Below are 24,641 nucleotides of genomic sequence, written 5' to 3'. Positions count from 1 at the left end.
AACTAAATCTCGGGAAATGAAACGAATTTCAACTTTCATCATGGTATTGGTATGTGCATACTCAAGTGCCCAGATTATTGATGATGTACTTAAATACAGCACGGAAAATATACAGGGTACCGCCAGATTTCAGGCCATGGGAGGTGCTTTTGGAGCCCTTGGTGGCGATTTGTCCTCCCTTAACGTTAACCCAGCAGGATCCGCCATCTTTAATTACAGCGAAATGACCGTAACGGGATCCAACTACCATAGAAACAATGATGCTTTTTTCGGCAACAGTGTTCGAAATACCACCCTAAACTCATTGGAGTTGAACCAAGTGGGTGGCGTACTTGTCTTTAGGTCCAACAATAGCCCTTGGAAAAAAATTGCTATCGCCTTTAATTATGACATGGTTCAAAATTTTGACAATGAATTTTATGCCGCTGGAAACACGGCTTTGGGCATAGACAACTACTTTTTGAACTTTGCCCAAGGTGAATCCCTGGGCCCACTCCGCGTACAACAAGGTGAGTACATTGAAGAGGCCTATTTGGATATTGGATCTAGTCTTGGTTTTGGTGCACAACAGGCTTTTCTAGGCTTTCAGGCCGGTCTTATTGAACCTACTGAGGATGACGATGCCAACACCTCCTACTTTTCCAATGCCGCCTACAGCAATGTGCGTCAGGAATATGTGCAGAATACATCAGGATACAATAGCAAATTCACGCTGAACTTTGCCAGCCAGTATGAGGAGAATTTATTTTTGGGAGCATCCTTGAATTTTCATACCGTCCTTTATGATAGAGTAAGCTTTTTGGATGAAGATGGATACGATCAGGATTCCCCAGTTCAGTTTAGCTCATTTGATAACCTCTTGCATACCGAAGGTTACGGATTCTCCTTTAGTTTGGGGGCCATTGCAAAATTAAATGAAAGTGTCCGTGTGGGCGGTAGCTATCAATCTCCCACTTGGTACGAATTGATGGATGATTTTTCGCAACGCATCAATTCCAACTTGGCCGTGTCAGATATCAACTTTATAGATTTTGGCATTGTGAATCTTTATGAAGAATACCGAATCAAAACACCTGGAAAACTGACCGGAAGCGTTGCCGTTGTTTTTGGGGAAGATGGACTCTTGAGCTTTGATTATGGCTATCAAGATATGTCGCAAGCACAGCTTAGACCTACTTCTGATCCTAATTTTTCGGCTGAAAATGATTTTATTGCCGACGCATTGGGAGTCGTGAATAGCTACAGATTGGGAGGTGAGATTCGTTTTGATGAGGTTAGTCTACGAGGAGGGTACCGTTATGAAAGCAGTCCCTATGAAAATGGAGATATTGTGGGCGACCTGAATGGTTTCTCCGCAGGTATTGGTTACAGTTTTGGCGGAAGCCGTTTGGATTTGGCCTACAGCAGAACAGAACAAGATGTAAATGCTTTCTTTTTTGACTCCGGTATAGACAGTGCAGCTATGGTGAATAGAATCAACACCAACATCTCATTGGGGTACACCTTTAAGTTCTAAACCATCAGAAAAAAACATGAAACAAGGGTCGGAAGCAATTCCGGCCTTTTTTATGGAGTGCCTAGCGAACCAAGGAAAAATGTCTGCGCACAGAACGTGCTACCAAAACTCCAGTGTCATCACGTTCATAGTCCAAACGGAACCAATAATCTGAAGAAGGTAGTTCCCTACCATTAAAAGTGCCGTCCCACCCAAGACTGGGATCCAATTCTTTTAATAGTTTTCCATAGCGATCAAAAATATACACCACCGGATTGCTCAATTCCTCAATACCAAAAACATTCCATGTGTCGTGAAAGCTATCACCATTGGGTGTGAAAAATTTGGGGTAACCCACCACCAAAAACTCAAAAGGCTCACTGGTTCCACAACCATTTTTATCATTAATGACCACAGTATTGAGCCCAGGAGGAACATCCAAGAAAATAGGGTCATCTTGAAACTCCCCTCCATTAATGGCATATTCGTAGTCACCATCACCTAAGGGAACAATTTCAATATTGTAGGGATCTGTCTGGTCACTATTGACCAAGTCGTCCAAAACCCGTACCTCATCCAGTTCCGGAGTTCCATAAAATGTGATTAAAATATCATCTACAATTGGAGTGCCAAAAGGCCATTCAATAGTAACGTAATATCTCCCAGAATTAGGACTTGTTACCGTTAGTTCGGCACCAAAAGGACCCGTTCCCGCTAAAGTATCATCAATAGTACCATCATCATCATAATCCACAGTCCATTCCACTGATGTAATACTGGAACCTGCGGGAGAATTTAATGCTGTTAAATCAATGGGAGGATCAGTTTCACAGGCATAAATGTCAAATCCCAAAAATTGATCTCGCAACGTACAATCCAGTGCATTGTCTTGATCAGCGTCCACAGAAGTTCCCGTAAAGGTCAATTCAAACGTTTCTGGGTCACCATCAAAATTAGTGTTGTAGTTATTGATGTATAGATAATAGATTTCACCAGCATTTACATCCAACCATTCATCGTATGTATTCTGACTCTGTTTTACAAAAGGAGCCCCTTCCCTACCATCAACAGGGTTTACGCCCATTCCAGTAAAGTTGGTATCATTGGTCTCGTAGTTACATCGAATGGGTTGGGCACTTCCATCTCCAATAATGGTACAAAAGGTTTGCCCCGAGGTTTCATCAAAAGGTCCGTACAACGCAAAATCCCATTCGGCAGTTATAATTCCAGTAGGACCTGGGAGGGCTTCAATGTCAAAGCCTATCTGTCCATCGGTTCCAGCCCTAAACACATACCACGCCGAATTGTTTTCAATATTGGCAGAACTATTGCTCCCTTTTTCCAAACAACCGGTTTGAAGAATCACTTCAGGGTCAAAATCGTCAATATCACCACCTCCATCTGTGATTCCCAAAATAGGGGCATCGGCACAAACAGGTATGGCTGTTCTACAATCTGGGGAGTTTTGGGCGCTGACTGCAACGGAAAATAGTAATAAACAGATAGCGCTAAATAGAGCTCTCATAGAATTTTGGGGCTAAAGGTTATTCTACAATCTAATCTGTATAACTCCGGTAACCACAATTTTAGTATACGTTGACCGAAATAATATGCAGTTAATCGATAAAATGCACGTTAGCTTATCGCACTAAGGAAAAATGGCTCTGAAGGTACTTGGCATTGACCCGATTTCCATTATCGTCCACATAGGACAGTTTAAACCAATAATCGGTGGAAGGAAGTGGTTGCCCATTAAGGCTGCCATCCCAGCCGGCGTCAAATTCGGTCATTTGTTTTATCAACTTTCCATACCGATCATATATGGTCACAATAGCAGAATTGAGTTCGGATAATCCCTCAATGTGCCAACTTTCATTAAGAACATCCCCGTTCGGTGAAAAAGTAGTTAAAAATCCAACCACAACAATGTCGTCCTCAACCTCTCCACAACCGTAAACATCACGCAAGTATACTTTGTGATTGCCTGGGGGAACACCTTCAAAAACGTTACTGGATTGGTACGGGCCATCATCCATCCGATATTCCAAATTTGTGGCATCTGCCTCAGTAATTATGGTCACCGTATTATTGGTGCGCAAATCTTGGATATCAATGGAGACATCAGTTATGCTCGGCAAAGTAGACATGCTCACCGTAACTGTTCCAGTGGCCTCACAGGAGAATCCATTGGAAGAATTTGTCACTGTTAAGGTATAGTCACCATCTTCCGACACCACTATCGTAGGGGCCTGTTCCCCTGTACTCCAGGTATAGGTAAATGAAGGGTTGGGCATGGTTTCGCCGATTTCAACATAGCCTATACTTTCACAAATAACCGCTTCTTCCGAAAAAGTAAGTTCTGGGGTTTCAATGGCATCCAAAATAAAGTTTTGGGAAGCGTCATAGCAATCTGGGTTGGCCAAAGAGGTAGTTCTTACATAAATTGTTTCCTGTCCAGGACTCTTCGCGTATTGTTTTTGTAAGGGATTGACTCCCAAATTGGCATCCGTTTGGGAACTGTGGTAACTTACCACAAAATTAGCTGGGTCTTGGGAACCCAAGGCTTCTGAATCTTTGGTGCCAAGGTCAAAAATCATATCGGGCTCATGGCAAAAAACCACATCTGCCATAGTCTCTGTAACAGGTGCTGGAGTAAATCCAACCTGGACATCACTTATAATGGTTTCCATACTGGTTACAACCACCACGCGATATTGTGCTGAGTTGGTGGGGGTATAGGTAGACGAATTAACCCCTGAAATAAGTTGAAATCCATTTCCGGTATCACTATACCATTCATAACTCGTTGCTCCAGAAGTGGTAGCATCCAAAAGTACCGACTCATTTTCACAAGCGGCCACGGGGGGTCCCAGAAGATTGTTGATAATGGAGCAGTCCAACGCATCGGTTGGGTTGGTAATCCAGATATCTCCCGTAAACTGGATGGAAAATCCTGAATTTATATTGCTGAAATTATTGATGAAGAGATAATAATCCTCCCCAGCGTTTACTTGAAGCCAATCCTCATAGTGTACGGAATCCTCATCCCCTGTTGGGTCCACCCCTACCCCAATAAAACTTTTGTTTTCACTGTTATCGAAAAAATTACAGCGAATGGGTTCTCCCAAATTATTGCAATCAGAAGCTTGATACAGTGCAAAATCCCAGTCCTCATTACTATTATGCCCAATATTAAAGCCCAGTTGACCCGAAGCTGAGGTTCTGAATCTATACCAAGCCGAATTGGATTCTATGGCTCCGGATAAGGTTTGTTCCAAACATCCGCTGGAGGCCGCCCCATTAAAATCATCCATACCAAAACCATTGGTTCCTCCATTAATGGGCGTATTGCTACATATAGGAATAGCATTGCCACATTCTTGCGAAACTTGGGCATGCGAAAATTGCCAAAAGAGGCAAAAGAGTAAAGTTCTTACAACCAATTTTACCATAAAGGACTGTAGGTTTGGGCATTATAAAAATAGTACGGCCTCTGCCTTAACAATAATTTATGTTGTCAAACTCCCCATACCGGATGTTAAATCACACATTAATGTTATCTTTGCTGTCTTGAAGAAACAGCTATGAAATTAGAGCAGGCTTTGGAAGAACAGTATGAGGAAAGGGGCAACGATCATGTTGGCTCTTCAACGGAGACCCCAATTAGGGAGGATGCTTTTGTATTGAGTGATGAGGAAAAAATCGAGAGAATACAGAAAAATGTCCGTGAAATTATGTTGACCCTCGGTCTTGATTTGGACGATGACAGTCTGGCCGGTACTCCAAAAAGAGTGGCCAAAATGTATGTAAAAGAGGTATTTGGCGGACTACATCCCAAACGCAAACCTGAATCATCCACTTTTAAAAACAAATACAAGTACGGTGAAATGTTGGTGGAAAAGAATATTGTGCTCTACTCCACCTGTGAGCATCACCTATTGCCCATTATCGGTAGGGCCCATATTGCCTATATTTCAAACGGTACCGTGGTTGGTTTGTCAAAAATGAACCGTGTGGTTGACTATTATGCCAAGCGCCCACAGGTGCAAGAACGTTTGAACATACAGATTGTAAAGGAACTCCAACAAGTATTGGGAACCGAAGATGTAGCCTGCGTGATAGATGCCAAGCACCTATGTGTCAATTCCCGAGGCATTCGCGATATTGAGAGCAGTACCGTTACCGCAGAATACGGGGGCAAATTCAAGGACGAAGCCGTACGTAGAGAATTTTTGGACTACATCAATCTGGATACCGACTTTTAACGCCACGTTTTTCAATGCAACTTTACAAGGACCAAAACCTTAGAGTACACAATTCACTTACAGGAAAAAAAGAGGTTTTTCAACCCATAAATGAAGGCCACGTGGGCATGTATGTTTGCGGCCCCACGGTCTATAGCAATGTCCATTTGGGCAATTGCCGCACGTTTATGTCTTTTGATATGATTTTTAGGTACTTTAAGCATTTGGGGTTTAAAGTGCGTTATGTCCGCAACATTACCGATGCCGGACACTTGGAAAACGATGCGGATGATGGCGAGGATAAAATCGCCAAAAAAGCAAAATTGGAACAGATTGAACCCATGGAAGTGGTACAGCGCTACACCGTGGATTTTCATAATACACTACAACAGTTCAATTTATTGCCTCCAAGTATTGAACCTACCGCCACCGGGCATATTATTGAACAGATAGAAATCATTAAGGAGATTCTTGAAAAAGGGTATGCTTATGAAGCCAACGGTTCAGTCTATTTTGATGTGATCAAGTTTAACAAGGATCATGAGTACGGTAAACTCAGCGGAAGAAAATTGGAAGACATGATCGCCAATACCCGAGAGCTTACCGCACAGGATGAAAAACATAATCCACAGGATTTTGCCCTTTGGAAAAAGGCAGAGCCCCAGCATATTATGCGTTGGCCTTCCCCTTGGGGCGATGGTTTCCCTGGATGGCATTTGGAATGTACGGCTATGAGCACCAAATATTTGGGTGAAACCTTTGACATCCATGGCGGTGGAATGGACCTTAAATTTCCGCACCATGAATGCGAAATTGCACAGGCCGAAGCCAGTACAGGAAAATCTCCCGTAAAATATTGGCTGCATGCCAATATGTTGACCCTGAACGGAAAAAAGATGTCCAAATCAACAGGAAACAATATCTATCCTTCTGAAATTATTAGTGGTGACAATGCTATTCTGAGCAAGGCCTATTCACCGGCAGTGGTCCGCTTTTTTATGATGCAGGCCCACTACACCAGTATTTTGGATTTGAGCGATGAAGCATTGCAAGCATCTGAAAAGGGATATAACCGATTGATGGAGGCCATGGGCAGTTTGGATACACTTAAAACCGGTTCAAAATCTGATTTCGATGTACTGGCTTGGAAGCAGAAATGCTACGATGCTATGAATGATGATTTCAATACACCCATTCTTATTGCACATCTTTTTGATGCCGTAAAACACATCAACTTGATCAAAGAGGGAAAGGAAAACATCACTGAAGCGGATAAAATTGAATTGGAAAACACCCTTAAAGCTTTTGTGTATGAGGTTTTGGGCATTGAAAGCCAATCTTTGGCAAAAGATGATTCCAATGCGTTGAGCGGAGTCATGGAATTGCTGATTCAGCTGCGAAATGAAGCCCGTGCCAACAAAGATTTTGCCACTTCAGACAAAATTCGGGATGAGCTCACCGCTCTGGGAATTCAACTCAAAGATGGTAAGGACGGAACTACTTTCAGTATAAATTAAAAAAGCCTTTTAATCCGTAAATTTTGATTGGTATTCCCCAGGGGACGACTTTACTTTTCGTTTGAACAATCGGTTAAAATACGAACGGTTTTCAAAACCGCATTCCAAATAAATTTCCTTGATTTTCCGGTTGGGGTTCTTCAATAGCTTCACGGCCAATTTAATTCGCTCACTATTGATGTATTCAATAGGCGTTACTCCCAGCTCCTCCTTAAAGGTCTTGTAAAAGTGAGATTCACTCATATAGACTTTTTTACTGAGTTCACCTACAGTAAGGGGTTCGTGCAGATGTGCGGATATATATTCAATGGCGTTCGCCAACCGATTGTGTGAGGAAAGTTTGGATGCATTTTCCTCTAACGTTTTTCGTGAATTTCCCTGTAGTATACGTACAATGAGTTCCTGCAACATATTATCCACAAAGAAATCCTTGGACGGATGGTTCTCAGTGAACAAATACAATAACCGCTGAATGATACCATAAATACTGACGTCATTGGTAAAATGAAAGTTATAGTCCATAAAGGCCCATTCAGAACCATTGTGCTTGGGCATGGTTTCGTTCATTACCCTGATGACCCTATTGATTTTCTCTTCAGAAATGGCCATGGCCAAACATCGAGTTGGGTTATCCTGATTGGCTTCAGGAAAATCGATGCACATGGTTTCGTTGGATGGTAAAATCAAGGATTCCCCTGGAAGAAAATCAAATGCCTTTTTATCTCTAAGATGCATTATTTTCTTTCCGATGAGCATGGAAGCCAAAACGGGTTGGTCAAACTGCAACATTACCCTATCCGCCTGCAAGTGCGTCTCAAAAACATGCATGGAGGCGTTGTTCAACGTATACGAAGTCTGATTTTCCACTAAATGTTCAAGCTTGCGTTCTTTAAAGAACTTTTCGGAAAGCTGCATACCACTAATTACTTCTTAAAATATTTCATAAATACTTATTAAATATAAAAAATACAGCAGCATTATTTGTTAAAAATGTAAGAAGAAATAGAATTGTTCACTATCTTAATAGGATACGTCAGATACCCGACCACCAAAATCAATACTTTTAAAATCAGCTACTTGGACATTCCTGTCCATCGCATAAAAATTATCAGTAACACATAAAAGTATTTATTATGAGCAATGTACAAACAACGGAACGTAGTGTTTTGCAGAAACCCTCGTTCAAAAATCAGTATGAAAACTATATTGGCGGAAAATGGACCGCCCCCACCAAAGGTGAGTATTTTGACAATATCTCCCCTGTTGATGGCCAAGCGTTTACCAAAATAGCCCGATCCACCGCAGAAGACATTGACAAAGCCATTGATGCCGCATGGAAAGCAGCTCCTGAATGGAACAATTCTTCCGCTACTTACCGCAGCAATCTTTTGTTAAAGATTGCCGATGCCATGGAAAGTAACCTAGAAACCTTGGCCCGCGCCGAAACTTGGGACAACGGAAAACCGTTACGGGAAACAAGAGCGGCTGACCTTCCGTTGGCCATTGACCATTTCCGATATTTTGCTGGGGTCATCCGTGCTGAAGAAGGCTCTGTAAGCGAGTTGGATTCCAATACTGTTTCCATGAATGTCTTGGAACCCCTAGGTGTGGTTGGACAAATCATTCCTTGGAACTTTCCACTGTTAATGGCAGCTTGGAAAGTAGCACCCGCCCTAGCCGCAGGAAATTGCGTTGTATTGAAACCTGCAGAGCAGACTCCTGTAGGCATTTTGGTGTTCATGGAATTGATTGAAGACATCCTCCCCGCTGGCGTACTTAATATTGTTAACGGGTTTGGTGTTGAAGCTGGAAAACCTTTGGCTTCCAGTCCACGCATTAACAAAGTAGCCTTTACTGGGGAAACCACCACAGGACAACTGATTATGCAATATGCTTCAAAAAACATTACTCCCGTTACGTTGGAGTTGGGTGGTAAATCTCCTAACGTATTTTTTGAAAGCGTTATGGATGCCGATGATGAATTTTTCGACAAATGCTTGGAAGGTGCGGCTATGTTCGCCCTTAATCAAGGTGAAGTCTGCACCTGCCCCTCCAGAATTTTGGTACAGGAAAGTATTTACGACAAGTTTATGGAACGTGTTGTTGAACGCACCAACGCCATTAAATTAGGGCATCCTCTAGATCCTGATACCATGATGGGCGCCCAAGCTTCCAATGACCAGTATGAGAAAATCCTGAACTATATCCAAATTGGCAAGGAAGAAGGGTGTAAAGTCCTTGCCGGAGGTGAGGCAGCATACAATGAAGGTCTTGAAGGCGGCTATTACATTAAGCCAACCATTTTAGAAGGAAATAACAAAATGAGGGTGTTCCAAGAGGAGATTTTTGGCCCTGTGGTCTGCGTCACCACTTTTAAAGATGAGGCCGAAGCCCTTGAAATTGCCAATGACACCTTATATGGTCTTGGTGCTGGGGTCTGGACACGTGATATGCATCAAGCCTATAAAATTTCCAGACAGATTCAGGCGGGACGTGTTTGGGTCAATTGTTACCACACTTACCCTGCCCATGCCCCATTTGGGGGATATAAAAAGTCTGGAATCGGTAGGGAAACCCACAAAATGATGCTCAACCATTACCGGCAGACCAAGAATATGCTGATTTCATATGACAAAAAGGCCATGGGCTTTTTCTAAAATCAGGAGTTATGACAAAGCGTGTTTTGGTTTCGGACCGAGCCTTAGAAATCATTGACCAGCTCAAAGAGCGGCATGGAGAACTCATGTTCCACCAAAGTGGGGGATGCTGCGATGGCTCTTCCCCAATGTGTTTCCCCAAAGGGGAGCTCATGCTCAATGAAAATGATGTTTGGTTGGGTTCCATCCACAATTGCGATTTTTACATGAGTAAGGACCAATTCGAGTATTGGAAACATACACAGCTGACAGTGGACATCACAACCGGTCGTGGGTCCAGTTTCAGTCTGGAAATTCCATTGGGCATACGCTTTGTCATAAAATCACGGGTGTATACGGATGATGAGCGGGAAGAACTATCGCCCGTTCATCTAGCATCCGAAGAGGTTTAATACAGGCCCCGATTTAAGTCGGGGCTTTTTTATACCTTGTAGACCACTATTTTTTCAGCATGAAGCGAATCCTCATAGCGCCATTTGTTTTTTTGGTTCGAGCCTACCAACTCCTTATCTCCCCTTATCTTCCAGCGACTTGTAGGTACACGCCCACTTGTTCGGCCTATACTTTGGAAGCTTTAAAAAAACACGGCCTCTTTAAAGGGGGTTGGCTTTCCATAAAACGAATTGTAAGCTGTAATCCATGGGGTGGCAGTGGTTATGATCCTGTTCCCTGACATGTTCAAGTGCAAGGGACAAGCTCAAGTTCAAAATCATATGTAAAGTTCAAGTGCAAAAGGGTTGCAAAAAGGTTAAGAGTAACCAAAAATTAAACAATCCGTCCGCCCAACCGTCCAAAGTAGTTATATTAGTCCAAAATTTATGTCGATGTATTTCCTAGGATTTAACTGGAACCCCGAGGGCACCCTCTTTAAACTGGGTTTTATTCAGATAAAATATTATAATCTGCTTTGGATCGCCGCTTTTGTAGTGGGCTGGTTTATTATGAAGAAAATCTTCCAGAATGAGAAAAAGTCCATGGAAAAACTGGACTCCCTTTTCATTTACACTGTGGTTTCCATAATGCTCGGTGCACGTTTGGGACACGTTTTCTTCTACGACTGGGACTACTACAAAAACCATTTGGCGGAAATTCTATTGCCTATCCGAGAAAATGTCAACGAATCCTTGTTCGGCATCATCAATGGTTATGAGTTTACTGGATTCACGGGATTGGCCAGCCACGGAGCCACCATTGCTGCCATTTTTGGTATGTGGCTGTACTGCAGAAAATGGAAGGACATTAATATGCTTTGGCTATTGGACCGATTGGTGATTCCTTCAGCCATTGGAGCCTGCTTTGTACGTCTGGGAAATTTTTTCAATTCAGAAATCAATGGAAAAGTGGTTGATGAGTCCTTTTTTATGGCCACACGCTTTATAAGGGATTCAGATGATATGCCCGCCTATAAGGCTATGGGGTATACCAATGAACAGAGTGCCAATGCTGCCTACAAGGCCATAGAACACAATCCAGATTTTGCCAATATTTTGGAGTCCATTCCTTTTCGGCACCCGGCACAATTATACGAGGCCATTTGTTACGTCTTTGTCTTCATCGTCCTATATCTACTGTATTGGAAAACGGATAAAAAAGACAAAAATGGCTATCTCTTTGGCTTGTTTATGGTACTCCTTTTTGTGGTTCGATTTGTGGTGGAATTCTTCAAGAAAAGTCAAGGAGGATTTGAAGATTCTTTGGGCTTGCTGTCCACAGGGCAATGGTTGAGCATCCCTATGATTATTATTGGACTGTACTTTATGTTCCGGCCAACAAAGTCAAAAGCATAGTGCCATGCGGAAAAGTTTTATCCTTGTTTTCATCTCACTTTTTGTGTTGATTTCGTGCAAAACCGAATCCAAACGTGAAATCAAGACCGAGACCATTGCATTCAAAAAGGAAGGTGACCTTTCCATCCTAAAAGTGGGGACGGATTCCATTATATCACATTTTGATATTGAAATAGCCGATACAGATTATGAAACCCAGACCGGGCTTATGTACCGGGCATCCATGGAAGAAAATCAGGCCATGCTGTTCGTCTTTCCAACTGAAGCCATGCATTCATTTTATATGAAAAACACCGAATTTCCATTGGATATCATTTATATTGATGGAAACCAGAAAATTGCCAGCTTCCAAAAAAACGCACAGCCTTATGACGAAAGTGGACTTACCTCAAAAGTTCCCATAAAATATGTGCTGGAAGTGAATGCAGGACTTTCTGACCAGATAGGTTTGCAGGTGGGTGACAGTATTTCCTTTACGAGAAACTAGATGTCAAAATACCTATTGGAAAACCAAAGTTCGGAACGTTTGTTGTTCCGAAAGATAGCACCTTCGGATTTTGAAGATTGGTTACCGTTTTACCACAATCCAAAATCCACCCAATTTTGGGATGGACTCCCCTCCGACCCTATTCAAGCTTGCCAAGCCCAATTTGACCGAATCTTTGAGCGCTATGAAAATAACTTGGGAGGCATGAACGCCTTGATTTTGAAAGAAACCAATGAGTTGGTAGGTCTCTGCGGTCTTTTAGTTCAAACCGTGGATAATAGGGAAGAATTGGAAATTGGTTATTCCATATTGCCTAATTTTTGGTTACAAGGCTTTGCTTTTGAAGCGGCTCAAAAATGTAAGGCTTTTGCCTTTATAAACAACTTTTCCGATTCTTTGATTTCCATTATCCATGTGGACAATGTTCCTTCGCAAAAAGTGGCTTTAAAAAACGGAATGTATTTGGATAAAACTACTACCTACAAGGATAATCCCGTCCATATTTTTAGAGTTACCAAAGGATAATCGTAATTTTGAGGGAGATTTTCTTCAGATGGACCAACCCAAAAACTACGCGATTCTTACCAACAACACATCGCAGACCCAAGAATTGGTTGCCAGGCTGTTGGGCAATATCGCCATAAACGAGCTTGACCACCTAAAAAATAAGAGAGGCCTTCTTTTTTCAAGATCGGAAATTGAACGGTTTATGGATGAAGAAGAGCGTCACGACATTAAAATTCTGACCAAGGATAGGAATCAACCTTTAAAAACCATGAGCAGCGGTGAGCAAAAGAAAGCTTTGCTCAATTATTTGCTGAACCAAGAGCCTGATTTTTTGATACTCGTCAACCCCTTTGATAATCTGGATGTGGCAACACAAGCCAGTTTGAAAGAACAATTATCTGAAATTTCGAAGTCGAGGACATTGGTGCAATTCGCAAGTCGATTGGACGATATCCTTCCTGTAATTACCGATTTTTTTAAACTGAATGGAAATGAGTTGGAAAAATATGCATCCCCAAAGGAATTTTGGGAAGCAAACAGCCATGATGCTATTCAGTTTAAAGGGACAATCCCTCCTCCCATCAATCCCATTAAAGAAGAAAATGATGAATTGGTCAATTTTACCAATGTATCAGTCAGTTTTGATGGTAGGCAAGTTTTGAACAGCATCAACTGGTCCGTAAAACAAGGTGAGTTTTGGCAATTAATTGGCCCCAACGGCAGTGGAAAAACTACCATGTTGTCCATGATTACCGGAGATAGCCATAAAGGGTATGGCCAAAACCTCACACTTTTTGGTCAAAAGAAAGGCAGTGGTGAAAGCGTTTGGGACCTCAAACAAAAGATAGGCTACTTTACCCCTTCGGTGACCGATAAGTTTAGAGGATACCACAGCTTGGAAAATATGATTATCTCGGGGCTGCATGACTCCATAGGTTTATATGTGCTCCCTACCGAAATAGAAAAACGCCTAGCAGGAGAATGGCTGAAATTGTTGGGGCTTTACGACAAGCGCGATACGCATTTTCGTGAGCTTACCCGAGGTGAAAAACGATTGGTGATGACCGCCCGAGCCATGGTAAAGCACCCTCCACTCCTTATTTTGGATGAGCCCACCGCTGGTCTGGATGATAAAAGTGCGGCCTTGTTTGTGGCCTTGGTAAATAAAATTGCAAAAGAAAGTGATTCGGCCATCCTGTTTGTTTCCCACAGAAAGGAAACTGGGCATGACCCACACCATATTTTTGAGCTCCACCCCTCAAAAAATGGTTCCACAGGTGTTATCATAACCAGTTCAACCTAATTCCAATACAACTTCTAAAAAATAAAAGGCCGCTCTATCTTGCTAGAACGGCCTTTTAAGGTGTAATCTAAAACTAATGCTTATGCTTTATCAGCAGGAGCAATTTTCTTTTTTAATGAATCGAACATGACCGGCGTTGCAATGAATACCGAAGAATAGGTACCCACAATGACACCAACAATCATAGCGAACATAAATCCTCTTAGGCTTTCCCCGCCAAAGATGAAGATAGCCAATAGCACGATTAATGTGGTCAATGATGTATTCAAGGTACGGCTCAAGGTGCTGTTCAAGGCTTCGTTGATGTTTTCACCAGCTTTCCAGCCTTTCAATCCAACAATCTCACGAATACGGTCGAACACTACCACGGTATCGTTCAAGGAATACCCAATTACCGTCAAGATTGCTGCGATAAAGGCTTGATCAATCTCCATGTTAAATGGCATAATGCTTCCAGTAAGGGAGAAGATTCCCAATACGATCATAACATCATGGAAAACCGCCACAACGGCACCCAAAGAGAACTGCCATTTTCTAAATCGCAATAAGATATATAGGAATACAACTGCCAAAGAGCCCAAAATGGCCAAAAAGGCATTCTTTTTAATATCGTCTGCAATGGTTGGTCCAACCTTTACGGACTGCAATATACCTATTGACTTTTCAGAGGCTCCTACCGTAAAGTCATCGAAGGAAGTGCCATCTGGCAAATATTTTTGCAATGAGGTATAGAGTTTGTTCTGAATTTCAGTATCCACTTCAATACCTTCTTGGTCCACTTTATATGGAGTGGTTACTTTAATCTGATTGGCATCACCAAAGGTTTTTACATTGGTTCCACTACCAAACACTTCATTCAACTCTGATGCAATTTCAGAAGGGCTCACCGATTTCTCGAAACGAATTTGATATGAACGACCTCCTATAAAATCCACGCCTTGATTAAGACCAGTGGTAAGCAATGAAAAGATACTTACAGCAACCAAGATTCCAGAAATCACATAAGCTATCTTGCGTTTTACCAAGAAATCAATACTCATCTTACTGAACAAGTTTTTGGTGATTCCTGTAGAGAAATCCAATCGTCTCCCTTTTTTGGCTGTGTACGCCTCAATCATCAAACGGGTCACAAAAATGGCCGTGAACAGAGAGGTTACAATACCAATCAATAAGGTTGTTGCGAATCCTTTAATGGGTCCTGAACCGAAGATGAAAAGGATTATCGCAGTCAAACCTGTGGTAATATTGGCATCCAAGATAGAGGATAGCGCGTTTCCAAAACCATCGGCTATGGCTTGTGCTTTTCCTTTACCTCGAATCAACTCTTCCTTCACCCTTTCAAAAATAAGTACGTTGGCATCCACCGACATACCAATGGTCAAAACGATACCCGCAATACCCGGAAGGGTCAATACCGCTCCCAAACTAGTCAACACCCCAAAAATCAGGAGGATGTTGAACACTAGAGCGATATCCGCAAAAACTCCAGCTCTACCGTAGTAGAAAATCATCCATACCAATACAAACAACATGGCGATGACGAAAGACATAAATCCACTATCAATAGCCTCTTGACCCAAAGAAGGTCCCACCACTTCAGATTGTATGATTTCTGCGGATGCAGGCAATTTCCCTGCACGCAATACGTTTGCAATATCTTTGGTTTCGTTTACGGTAAATGTTCCCGTAATTTCGGAACGCCCTCCTGAAATTGGTCCGGAAGAAACCCCGGGAGCAGTGTATACCTTATTATCCAATACAATAGCAATCCCCGTTTGGTTGTTATAGGCATCACCTGTCAATTCTTCCCATTCTTTAGCACCACGGGTGTTCATGGTCATGCTAATGTTTGGCTTATTGAACTGGTCAAACGAATCTTGCGCATCAGAAACCACATCCCCACTGATTCTTGGAATACCATCCCTATTGGATTTTAGGGCATACAATTCCACAACTTCAGCATCTTGGGAAGGTCTTTCCCATAAAAATTTGGTGAACTGCACATCGTTGGGCAGCAACCTTTTAATTTGTGGCATTCTCAGATACCCTCCTATTTCGGCTGTATCGGCTACTAGTGCTCTTGCAATGGCATGGCTACCTGGGTCAGCAGGAATCAATTTCCCCAACAACGGATTGGTCTGGGGAGCCATATCCAAAGAATCTTGTGCTACATCGGATAAAAGAGAATCTATTTCAGATTCTGGTTTGGAAAGTTCATCCTCTTGGGATTCGGTAGGTTCCAAAATTTCTTTGAGTCTCTCATTGGCGTTCACAAAGAACGCTCCCAAACTTTGGTTGCTTTGAGGATAGGTTTCCCAAAACTCCAACTGGGCGGTGCTGGACAATAATTCTTGAGCACGGGCAATATCACGTGCACCAGGAAGCTCCACCAAAATACGGCCAGAATTCCCTTCACGCTGAATGTTGGGCTGGGTCACTCCAAAACCATCAATACGTTCACGAAGTACCTCAAATGCTGAAACGATGGATTCATCAATCTTTCTTCTGATGACAGGTTTTACCTCATCATCCGTCATTTGAAAATTGATGTCATCGCTCAATCCCTTGTTTGCAAAGATATCCGGAGAAGCCAATTTAGTATCTCCTTTTATATTGTCAAATGCATCAAAGAATAACTCCAAATAGGTAGCATCACTGCTTTTGGAGGCATTGTCGGCATCGGCCAATGCTTTGTTGAAAACGGGATTTTTGGTATTGTTGGCAAGACCTCTAAGAATATCCTTTACGGAAATCTGAAGGGTAACGTTGATCCCTCCTTTTAGGTCAAGGCCTTTGTTCAACTCTTTTGTCTTGGCATCTTCATAGCTGGTAAATCCTAAAACGGAGTTATCGCTGATGGAATCTAAATACGACGCCTCTAAAGCTTCACGCTTAGCCACATAATCATCCTCTGCCTCCGAAATTTGGCTAACTGCGTAAGCCTCAGCATCATTCTCCAACTTACTTGTGATGAAAGTAAAGGATAGCTGATAGATACTCACCAAGCCAAAAAGGATAGCGAAAAGCCTTATTAGTCCTTTATTTTGCATTGATTATTAAATTTTTAGAAGTTTTCTTAAACAGCGTGCAAATATATCATTTCCCTTAAGATTTGCCAATAGAAATTGATGTAATTGCAATTTGAATGCACTGCTGTGCCAATTAAACAAAATTGTCATTTCAAAATTAGGTGAAATCCCGGCCTATTGTTACCATGAATTTTACAACCTAAATTTCGAAATGACAATTCTAAATTTGGTTCAATCAAAATTAAACGTCAAGCAGACCATTGGTCTTTTTGACCCCGGCAGCACTTTCTTGCATTTTTGCCTTTTCGGCATCGGTCAGTTCAATTTCAACAATTTTTTCGATACCATTTTTTCCTAGTATCACGGGTACCCCAATGCAGATATCATCAAGGCCGTATTCCCCTTCCAATAAAGTGGAACATGGAAACATTTTCTTTTGATCGCACGCAATGGCCTGTACCAAACCTGAAACCGCTGCTCCCGGAGCATACCAGGCACTGGTACCCAATAATTTGGTCAAGGTGGCGCCACCTACTTTGGTTTCTTCAACCACCCACTGCATTTTTTCTTCGGAAAGGAACTCCGAAACCTTAAGGCTATTTCGCGTAGCGTGTGCAATCAGAGGCACCATACCTGTATCACTGTGTCCGCCAATTACCATGCCGTCCACATCAGAGATGGGCGCTTCCAGTGCTTCGGCCAATCTGTATTTGAAACGAGCACTATCTAAAGCACCACCCATTCCAATGATTTTATTTTTAGGCAAACCTGTGGCCTTATGCACCAAATACGTCATGGTATCCATTGGGTTGCTCACCACAATGATGGTTGCGTTTGGTGAATGCTCCAAAAGACTTGTAGCTACGGTTTTTACAATTCCCGCATTGATGCCTATAAGCTCCTCGCGGGTCATTCCCGGTTTACGTGGAATTCCCGAAGTGATCACCGCAATGTCGCTATTGGCTGTTTTGGAATAATCGTTGGTGCTTCCGGTGATTTTGGTATCAAAACCATTTAAGGATGCCGTCTGCATCAAATCCATGGCCTTTCCTTCCGCGTATCCTTCCTTGATGTCCAACAAAACAACTTCTGCTGCAAAATCTTTTATTGCTATATACTCTGCACAGCTTGCTCCCACTGCGCCTGCTCCAACTACGGTAACTTTCATTTTTATGGGTTTAAATTTTAATCGCTCAAAAATAAGGCATTTAGGTTAGAAAAAAGCTGACTTTTCCCAGTTTTAAACACGGTTTTATAGTCCATCACACAATTCCTTGGAATGAATAAGGATGTTAACAAAATAAGCCGTTCATCGAAGAATTTTGATTTCGATGCAATCTTTTGTCTTGCCCTAGCAATAATTTCTTACAAACCTACGTTCTATTAGTCCCAAATTAAACCTACTTGACCTATGAAAAAGCTCTTTTCATTGTTGTCCATTATTGGCATTATCGCCATAAGCAACTGTACCCGCGTGCCCGAAAACAACGACCCTATTTTAGGCATCTGGGCCAAAACCGAATCTTCAATAGATGGTAAAGGCACCGACTCAACTCGGGAAGAATGGATTTTCAACGATGTTTATTTGGGCAGATACCAAAGTTATTCAAACTCCAAACTTGTTTTTTATACTGATTTTAAATGGTCCGAAGAAAATGGGACCTACTCCATTATATATGGTGATCCCCAAGTTGAGGACATCACGGTAAGTTTGGAACAAAGCAACGACCCAGAAATTTTAGCCCTGGAGAACGGTTCGGTCTTCGCCACCAGGGAATAGACAGGAAGACTACTTATATGAAAATAGAAGGCCCCAACTGCGTTGGGGCCTTTTTAATGGCTGATTATTTGGTTGGGCATTATCTAAATCCAAAGTTGATACCAAAGGTGAAGGTGCTGAACTCCGAAAAATTGTAATCTGCGTTGAGCCTAAAGAAGCCCAACTTTAATTTAGTACCCAGGGTAGCTGCAACTCCACTGGCTTTTTTCGATACTGTAAAAGGATCTTCTATAGTTTCCGTAAAGAAAGGGCCATTGGCTTCATACGTACCCAGTAAATCAATATCAGATTTTCCTGAAATATACCCAATACCACCGTAGAAGTTGATTACAGGAATTTTTCGGGTCGATACCACCGCACTAAAGTTCCATGTTTTAACTGAGGCATCGATACGCTGATCTTCTCCATTTATAACTCCAGTGTCTGTAAAATCGTACTCTCCAGTAAGTCCCGTATATCCAATTACCGCAGAAATGGCAACAGGTAATAATTTGTCGGCTGGAAGCAATTTGGTGAAATCATACTGAATACCGGCGCCAAAAAGTCCGATTTTGGCATCGTCATCAAACTTGATTTTAGGCAGAAAACGAGCTTTCACTTCAAGACCTTTTATCAATCCCACACTTCCCTGAATATATCCCGAAGGGATAAAATTAAAGTTCTCAGAAGCAAGTCCGGAAGGCAATTCAAACTCTTCCCGGAACAGTCCGCTTTCATCTTCCACAAAAACGGTTATCCCTTCAATATCTCCCAATGCGGTTGAAACAGGTCTAGCCTGCCCAGGACTATCTACAAAATCCAAGTTTTCGTAGTCGTTGGGGTCTAAAATGAAAGCTTTTTTATCATCCTTGTTCTTAAAACCGGTCAGGTTTCCTACGATGGATATTTCAAAACCTCCCAATGGCTTGGCATCAGCAGTATTGTACCACCCATTGGAGATACTGTAAATGGTTGCCTCAGAAACGGGTGCCAAATACGAATTGGCAAAACGTTCGGCGTCATCGACACCGGAAACAAAGAGGTCGTTCAAATCTTGCGCTTTAGAAACGGTTACCGTGGCGAGGGCAACCCACAAAAGAATTCTTTTCATTTTGTAAAATTTTTCCTAAAACTAAAAAACTCGCCCTGTAAGAGCGAGTTTTTGTTGTGAAACAACCGTTATCTATACATCTATGTTGGCATAGACGGCATTTTTCTCAATAAATTCACGTCTTGGTGGCACTTCATCACCCATCAACATAGAGAAGATACGGTCTGATTCCGTTGCATTTTCTATACTAACTTGACGTAATGTCCTGAATTCCGGATTCATAGTAGTGTCCCACAATTGTTCCGCATTCATCTCACCGAGACCTTTATAACGTTGGATACTTGCTCCACCATTCATGTCTGCAATAATGGCATCGCGTTCCTTATCGTTCCAAGCGTATCTTTTCTTTGCTCCTTTCTTCACCAAATACAAGGGGGGTGTGGCAATGTATACGTGCCCTCCCTCAATCAACTCCCTCATATAACGGAAGAAGAAGGTCAAAATCAAAGTTTCAATGTGGCTACCATCCACATCGGCATCACACATGATTACCACTTTATGATAACGCAGCTTATCAAGGTTAAGAGCCTTGCTATCTTCTTCAGTTCCGATGGTAACCCCTAAAGCGGTATAGATGTTTTTGATTTCCTCATTTTCGAAAACCTTATGCTGCATGGCTTTTTCCACGTTCAAAATCTTACCACGAAGTGGTAGAATCGCTTGAAAGTTTCTATCCCGACCTTGTTTGGCCGTACCACCTGCGGAATCACCCTCAACCAAGAAAACCTCACATTTAGTAGGGTCTTGCTCCGAGCAATCTGACAATTTTCCAGGTAATCCCCCAACACTCATTGGGTTTTTACGTTGTACCATTTCACGGGCCTTGGCGGCTGCGTGTCTGGCTTGGGCGGCCAATTTTACTTTTTCTACGATTTGTTTAGCGTCATCCGGATGCTCTTCCAAGTAGTCGGTCAACATTTCTGAAACGGCCTGACTCACCGCACTGGTCACCTCACGGTTTCCCAATTTGGTTTTGGTCTGACCTTCAAATTGAGGCTCGGCTACTTTTACTGAAACTATAGCAGTAAGTCCTTCCCTAAAATCATCCCCAGAAATCTCAAACTTCAACTTGTCCAACATCCCAGAGTTGTCGGCGTATTTTTTCAAGGTGGTGGTCAATCCCCTTCTAAAACCAGAAAGGTGGGTACCTCCTTCGTGGGTGTTGATGTTGTTCACATAGGAATGAAGGTTTTCCGTATATCCCGTATTGTAGACCATGGCCACTTCCACAGGAATACCATTTTTTTCTCCTTCCATTGCAATAACACCTTGAGTTAAAGGCTCTCGGTTTCCATCCAAAAACTTGATGAATTCCTTTAGACCTTCCTCTGAATGAAACGTTTCGGAAATAAACTCTCCTTTTTCGTCCTTGTTGCGTTTATCCGTAAGTGTTATGGTTACTCCCTTGTTCAAATAGGAAAGCTCTCGCATTCTATTGGACAAAGTCTCATAGCTATATTCTGTGGTTTGGGTAAAGATGGTATCATCTGGGGTAAAAGTGACAATGGTGCCTGTTTCCTTGCTTTCTCCAACACTTTTGACAGGATACAGGGTTTTACCGCGTTCATACTCTTGTTCCCAAATCTTTCCGTCCCTGTAAACTGTTGCCTTTAAATGAACAGAAAGAGCGTTTACAACAGAAACCCCAACACCATGAAGACCACCGGAAACTTTATATGAATCCTTGTCAAATTTACCTCCGGCCCCTATTTTGGTCATGACCACTTCAAGAGCGGAAACACCTTCTTTTTTGTGAAGATCAACAGGAATACCCCGTCCATTATCTTTTGTGGTGATGGAATTGTCCTCATTAATAATAACCTCAATGGAATCACAGTGGCCACCCATGGCCTCATCAATGGAGTTGTCCACTACTTCATAAACCAAATGGTGAAGTCCACGCACCCCTACATCTCCAATGTACATGGAAGGCCTCATACGCACGTGCTCCATGCCTTCAAGAGCCTGGATACTGTCCGCTGAGTACATTTTCTTATTCACTTCTTCGCTCATATATTCTTCGTATTTGCCTTGAATTTTTCAAATCTTACAAATATAAAGAATACCCCTCGAAATTAGGCCTTTGAACCCCTTTGCACACCCTAAGTTATCAACAAAAACCTGTGGAAAACGGTACATTTTAAGCAGGTATGGCACAACCATCGATGAAATGCAAAAAGCCCCTTACACAAGGGGCTTTTCCGACTAATTGAAAATGAAACAAAACAGCATCTTCACACTACATTTCCGTATGATAGGTTGGTTATTTTACATAAGCATCGGAGTGTACTTTGGCCACTGCCCTTCCAGAAGGGTCGTTCATGTTTTTAAAAGCTTCGTCCCATTCCAAGGCAATCTTGGTACTACAGGCCACAGAAGGTTCCTGCGGAACACTCAATGCTGCCGCATCTGATGGGAAATGACTTTCAAAAATGGAACGGTAGTAGTACTCCTCTTTAGACGTAGGTGTCTGGATTGGAAACTTAAAGTGGGCGTTCTCCAATTGCTCATCGGATACTTCTTCTGCCACTACAGCTTTCAACGTATCAATCCAACTGTACCCCACACCATCTGAAAACTGCTCTTTTTGTCTCCAGGCCACACTTTCGGGTAAATAAGATTCAAATGCTTTGCGTACCACCCATTTTTCCATGCGTTCCCCATTGATCATCTTGTCTTTTGGGTTGATGCTCATAGCGACATCCATAAATTCCTTGTCCAAGAAGGGAACCCGACCTTCAATTCCCCATGCCGCCAAGGATTTGTTGGCACGAAGACAGTCGTACATATGCAATTTGCTCAGTTTTCGTACCGTTTCTTCATGAAAATCCTTTGGACTGGGTGCTTTATGGAAATAGAGGTAGCCTCCGAACAACTCATCAGCTCCTTCACCGGAAAGTACCATTTTTATCCCCATGGATTTAATGACCCTTGCCATAAGATACATTGGGGTGGAAGCTCTCACCGTAGTAATATCATAGGTTTCTAAGTTGTAGATGACATCTTTGATGGCATCCAGACCTTCTTGGATGGTAAATTTTATCTCATGGTGAACCGTTCCTATATGATTGGCCACTTTTTGGGCAGCAGCCAAATCTGGAGACCCTTCGAGCCCTACAGAAAAGGAGTGCAACTGGGGCCACCATGCATCCACGGTATCACCAGATTCAATTCGCTTTTGGGAATATCTTTTTGCAATGGCCGAAGTCACTGAAGAATCCAATCCACCGGATAACAATACTCCATAAGGCACATCGGACATCAACTGACGATGCACCGCAGCTTCCAAGGCATCCTTAATGGCTTGGATGCTGGTTTCGTTTTCCTTCACGGCATCATATTCCATCCAATCCCGCTCGTACCACCTTACAAACTCACCGGTGGAGCTGTGCAAATAATGTCCCGGAGGGAATAGTTCTATTTTGGAACAAGTACCTTCCAAAGCTTTCAACTCAGAAGCAACATAGAAGGTTCCGTTTTTGTCCCAGCCAATGTATAAGGGAATAATACCCATGTGGTCACGGGCGATAAAATATTCGTCCTTTTCACTATCGTAAATGGCAAAACCAAAAATTCCGTTCATTTCATCCACAAATTCAGGTCCCTTTTCTTGGTAGAGGGCCAAAATAACCTCACAGTCAGATTGCGTTTTGAACTCATATTTCCCTTCAAACTGCTTTCTGAGTTCTTGATGGTTATATATTTCGCCATTGGCTGCCAGCACCAATTTCCCATCAGCACTGAACAAGGGCTGCTTTCCTGAAGCAGGATCAACAATGGCTAATCTTTCATGGGCCAAGATGGCCTTATCGTCTGCATAAATTCCGCTCCAATCTGGACCTCTGTGTCTAACCTTCTTAGACATTTCCAGTAATTGGGGGCGTAACACTTCCGTGCTTTCCTTCACATCAAACGCGCATACAATTCCACACATATCAAAATATATTTATAACAATTTTGATGCAAATATTGACCGTATAGTTTTCAAATAAAAGTTTAAATTGAATTTAAGTTATAAAATGAAATATAAAAATAATTTTATATATTACATTGTAATTGAATTTTGGGCCATTGCCATAAAATTGATCGTTTTGTAAGGTTCTTAAATTTTAACGTCTTTTTATAAAAACACCATTTAATTACATCCTAGTTTTGAGAACAACTAAAATCACAATCATGAAAAATGTATTCTTATTTACTTTTTTAACCCTTGCTTTGGTCTTTTCTACTGAAGCCACAGCACAGAAATTCAGTGGTTTGGACAAGAGTCCAGCTGATATTGCCTATTACCCATCCAGTTCTCGTGAAGTGGACAAAGCGGCACGAATTATTTATAGCCGTCCGCAATTGAAAGGTCGAGGTTTGGATGAATTGGCGCCCAAAGGAAAAGTTTGGAGAACTGGAGCCAATGAAGCCACTGAAATCACTTTTTACAAAGACGCCACCGTAGGAGGTCAGGCCGTTAAAGCCGGAACCTATTCTTTGTTCACCATTCCCGGTGATGATGAATGGACTGTTATCTTGAACAGCAATTTGCACCAATGGGGCGCTTATTCTTATGATAGTGCTGCTGATGTGGCACGGGTAAGTGCTGAAGCCAGTACAGATGACGAGGAATTGGAAGCGTTTTCCATCGCCTTTGATGACAATGGTGACTTGGTCATGGGATGGGGCACCGCTAGGGCTACCTTGCCGATGAGCTTCTAAGAAACACTTTTATTATATGAAAAGCGGGCCTGGTGTCC

General features: G+C 42.2%; 20 protein-coding genes. 12 read left to right on the top strand and 8 right to left on the bottom strand.

Annotated elements, in window-relative coordinates:
* Positions 1-16 precede the first annotated feature (16 nt).
* On the top strand, positions 17-1,516 hold the full coding sequence (locus J0X14_RS06190) for an OmpP1/FadL family transporter (RefSeq protein WP_207096902.1): 1,500 nt from the start codon (positions 17-19) through the stop codon (positions 1,514-1,516).
* Between the two features lie 61 nt (positions 1,517-1,577).
* Here the strand turns inward: J0X14_RS06190 and J0X14_RS06185 are convergent, their stop codons facing one another.
* Together J0X14_RS06185 and J0X14_RS06180 are read right to left on the bottom strand one after the other, a co-directional pair.
* Positions 1,578-3,020: a T9SS type B sorting domain-containing protein gene (locus J0X14_RS06185; RefSeq protein ID WP_207096901.1), complete on the bottom strand. Its 1,443-nt coding sequence runs from the start codon at positions 3,018-3,020 to the stop codon at positions 1,578-1,580.
* Positions 3,021-3,135: 115 nt separating this feature from the next.
* A complete protein-coding gene (locus tag J0X14_RS06180; protein WP_207096900.1) occupies positions 3,136-4,947 on the bottom strand; it encodes a T9SS type B sorting domain-containing protein in 1,812 nt (603 codons plus the stop codon).
* Positions 4,948-5,079: 132 nt separating this feature from the next.
* Here J0X14_RS06180 and folE point away from each other — a divergent pair, with 132 nt between their 5' ends.
* Both folE and cysS read left to right on the top strand, forming a co-directional pair.
* The gene (gene folE / locus J0X14_RS06175) at positions 5,080-5,760 is read left to right on the top strand and encodes a GTP cyclohydrolase I FolE (protein WP_207096899.1); all 681 of its coding nucleotides are present in this window, start codon (positions 5,080-5,082) and stop codon (positions 5,758-5,760) included.
* A 14-nt stretch (positions 5,761-5,774) separates the two neighbouring features.
* Entirely contained in the window at positions 5,775-7,256 is a 1,482-nt protein-coding gene (gene cysS, locus J0X14_RS06170; RefSeq protein WP_207096898.1) for a cysteine--tRNA ligase, read from the top strand.
* A gap of 9 nt (positions 7,257-7,265) precedes the next feature.
* On the opposite strand, the gene J0X14_RS06165 is transcribed toward cysS, so the two are convergent.
* Entirely contained in the window at positions 7,266-8,171 is a 906-nt protein-coding gene (locus J0X14_RS06165) for an AraC family transcriptional regulator (RefSeq protein WP_207096897.1), read from the bottom strand.
* 218 nt (positions 8,172-8,389) lie between these two features.
* On the opposite strand from J0X14_RS06165, the gene J0X14_RS06160 reads away from it, so the two are divergent.
* The 7 genes from J0X14_RS06160 to J0X14_RS06130 all read left to right on the top strand — a co-directional run bounded on the left by J0X14_RS06160 (position 8,390) and on the right by J0X14_RS06130 (position 13,997).
* Positions 8,390-9,913, top strand: coding sequence for an aldehyde dehydrogenase family protein (locus J0X14_RS06160; RefSeq protein WP_207096896.1), 1,524 nt, complete (start codon positions 8,390-8,392; stop codon positions 9,911-9,913).
* An 11-nt stretch (positions 9,914-9,924) separates the two neighbouring features.
* Positions 9,925-10,305 (top strand): DUF779 domain-containing protein, encoded by a 381-nt coding sequence (locus J0X14_RS06155; protein WP_207096895.1) that lies wholly within the window; start codon positions 9,925-9,927, stop codon positions 10,303-10,305.
* A 59-nt stretch (positions 10,306-10,364) separates the two neighbouring features.
* Complete coding sequence (gene yidD / locus J0X14_RS06150) at positions 10,365-10,586, top strand: membrane protein insertion efficiency factor YidD (protein ID WP_207096894.1); 222 nt, start codon at positions 10,365-10,367, stop codon at positions 10,584-10,586.
* A 151-nt stretch (positions 10,587-10,737) separates the two neighbouring features.
* Entirely contained in the window at positions 10,738-11,700 is a 963-nt protein-coding gene (gene lgt, locus J0X14_RS06145; protein ID WP_207096893.1) for a prolipoprotein diacylglyceryl transferase, read from the top strand.
* 4 nt (positions 11,701-11,704) lie between these two features.
* The gene (locus J0X14_RS06140; protein WP_207096892.1) at positions 11,705-12,187 is read left to right on the top strand and encodes a DUF192 domain-containing protein; all 483 of its coding nucleotides are present in this window, start codon (positions 11,705-11,707) and stop codon (positions 12,185-12,187) included.
* The gene (locus J0X14_RS06135; RefSeq protein ID WP_207096891.1) at positions 12,188-12,712 is read left to right on the top strand and encodes a GNAT family N-acetyltransferase; all 525 of its coding nucleotides are present in this window, start codon (positions 12,188-12,190) and stop codon (positions 12,710-12,712) included.
* Between the two features lie 28 nt (positions 12,713-12,740).
* The gene (locus tag J0X14_RS06130) at positions 12,741-13,997 is read left to right on the top strand and encodes an ATP-binding cassette domain-containing protein (RefSeq protein WP_207096890.1); all 1,257 of its coding nucleotides are present in this window, start codon (positions 12,741-12,743) and stop codon (positions 13,995-13,997) included.
* An 80-nt stretch (positions 13,998-14,077) separates the two neighbouring features.
* On the opposite strand, the gene secDF is transcribed toward J0X14_RS06130, so the two are convergent.
* Positions 14,078-17,047 (bottom strand): protein translocase subunit SecDF, encoded by a 2,970-nt coding sequence (gene secDF, locus J0X14_RS06125; protein WP_207096889.1) that lies wholly within the window; start codon positions 17,045-17,047, stop codon positions 14,078-14,080.
* A gap of 220 nt (positions 17,048-17,267) precedes the next feature.
* Positions 17,268-18,194, bottom strand: coding sequence for a malate dehydrogenase (mdh, locus tag J0X14_RS06120; RefSeq protein WP_207096888.1), 927 nt, complete (start codon positions 18,192-18,194; stop codon positions 17,268-17,270).
* A gap of 243 nt (positions 18,195-18,437) precedes the next feature.
* Here mdh and J0X14_RS06115 point away from each other — a divergent pair, with 243 nt between their 5' ends.
* Complete coding sequence (locus J0X14_RS06115; RefSeq protein WP_242527938.1) at positions 18,438-18,806, top strand: hypothetical protein; 369 nt, start codon at positions 18,438-18,440, stop codon at positions 18,804-18,806.
* A 79-nt stretch (positions 18,807-18,885) separates the two neighbouring features.
* On the opposite strand, the gene J0X14_RS06110 is transcribed toward J0X14_RS06115, so the two are convergent.
* From J0X14_RS06110 to asnB, 3 genes are all read right to left on the bottom strand, one after another.
* Positions 18,886-19,896 (bottom strand): DUF6588 family protein, encoded by a 1,011-nt coding sequence (locus tag J0X14_RS06110; protein WP_207096887.1) that lies wholly within the window; start codon positions 19,894-19,896, stop codon positions 18,886-18,888.
* A gap of 72 nt (positions 19,897-19,968) precedes the next feature.
* Positions 19,969-21,909, bottom strand: coding sequence for a DNA topoisomerase (ATP-hydrolyzing) subunit B (gyrB, locus tag J0X14_RS06105; protein ID WP_207096886.1), 1,941 nt, complete (start codon positions 21,907-21,909; stop codon positions 19,969-19,971).
* A gap of 250 nt (positions 21,910-22,159) precedes the next feature.
* Positions 22,160-23,830: an asparagine synthase B gene (asnB, locus tag J0X14_RS06100; RefSeq protein ID WP_207096885.1), complete on the bottom strand. Its 1,671-nt coding sequence runs from the start codon at positions 23,828-23,830 to the stop codon at positions 22,160-22,162.
* 242 nt (positions 23,831-24,072) lie between these two features.
* Here asnB and J0X14_RS06095 point away from each other — a divergent pair, with 242 nt between their 5' ends.
* Entirely contained in the window at positions 24,073-24,603 is a 531-nt protein-coding gene (locus J0X14_RS06095; protein ID WP_207096884.1) for a DUF2911 domain-containing protein, read from the top strand.
* Positions 24,604-24,641 lie beyond the last annotated feature (38 nt).

The organism is Allomuricauda sp. CAU 1633 (assembly GCF_017313225.1).
Taxonomy (GTDB): domain Bacteria; phylum Bacteroidota; class Bacteroidia; order Flavobacteriales; family Flavobacteriaceae; genus Flagellimonas.
The sequence above is the reverse complement of the archived record's forward strand: the minus strand, read 5'-3'. Positions and strand labels throughout refer to the sequence as shown.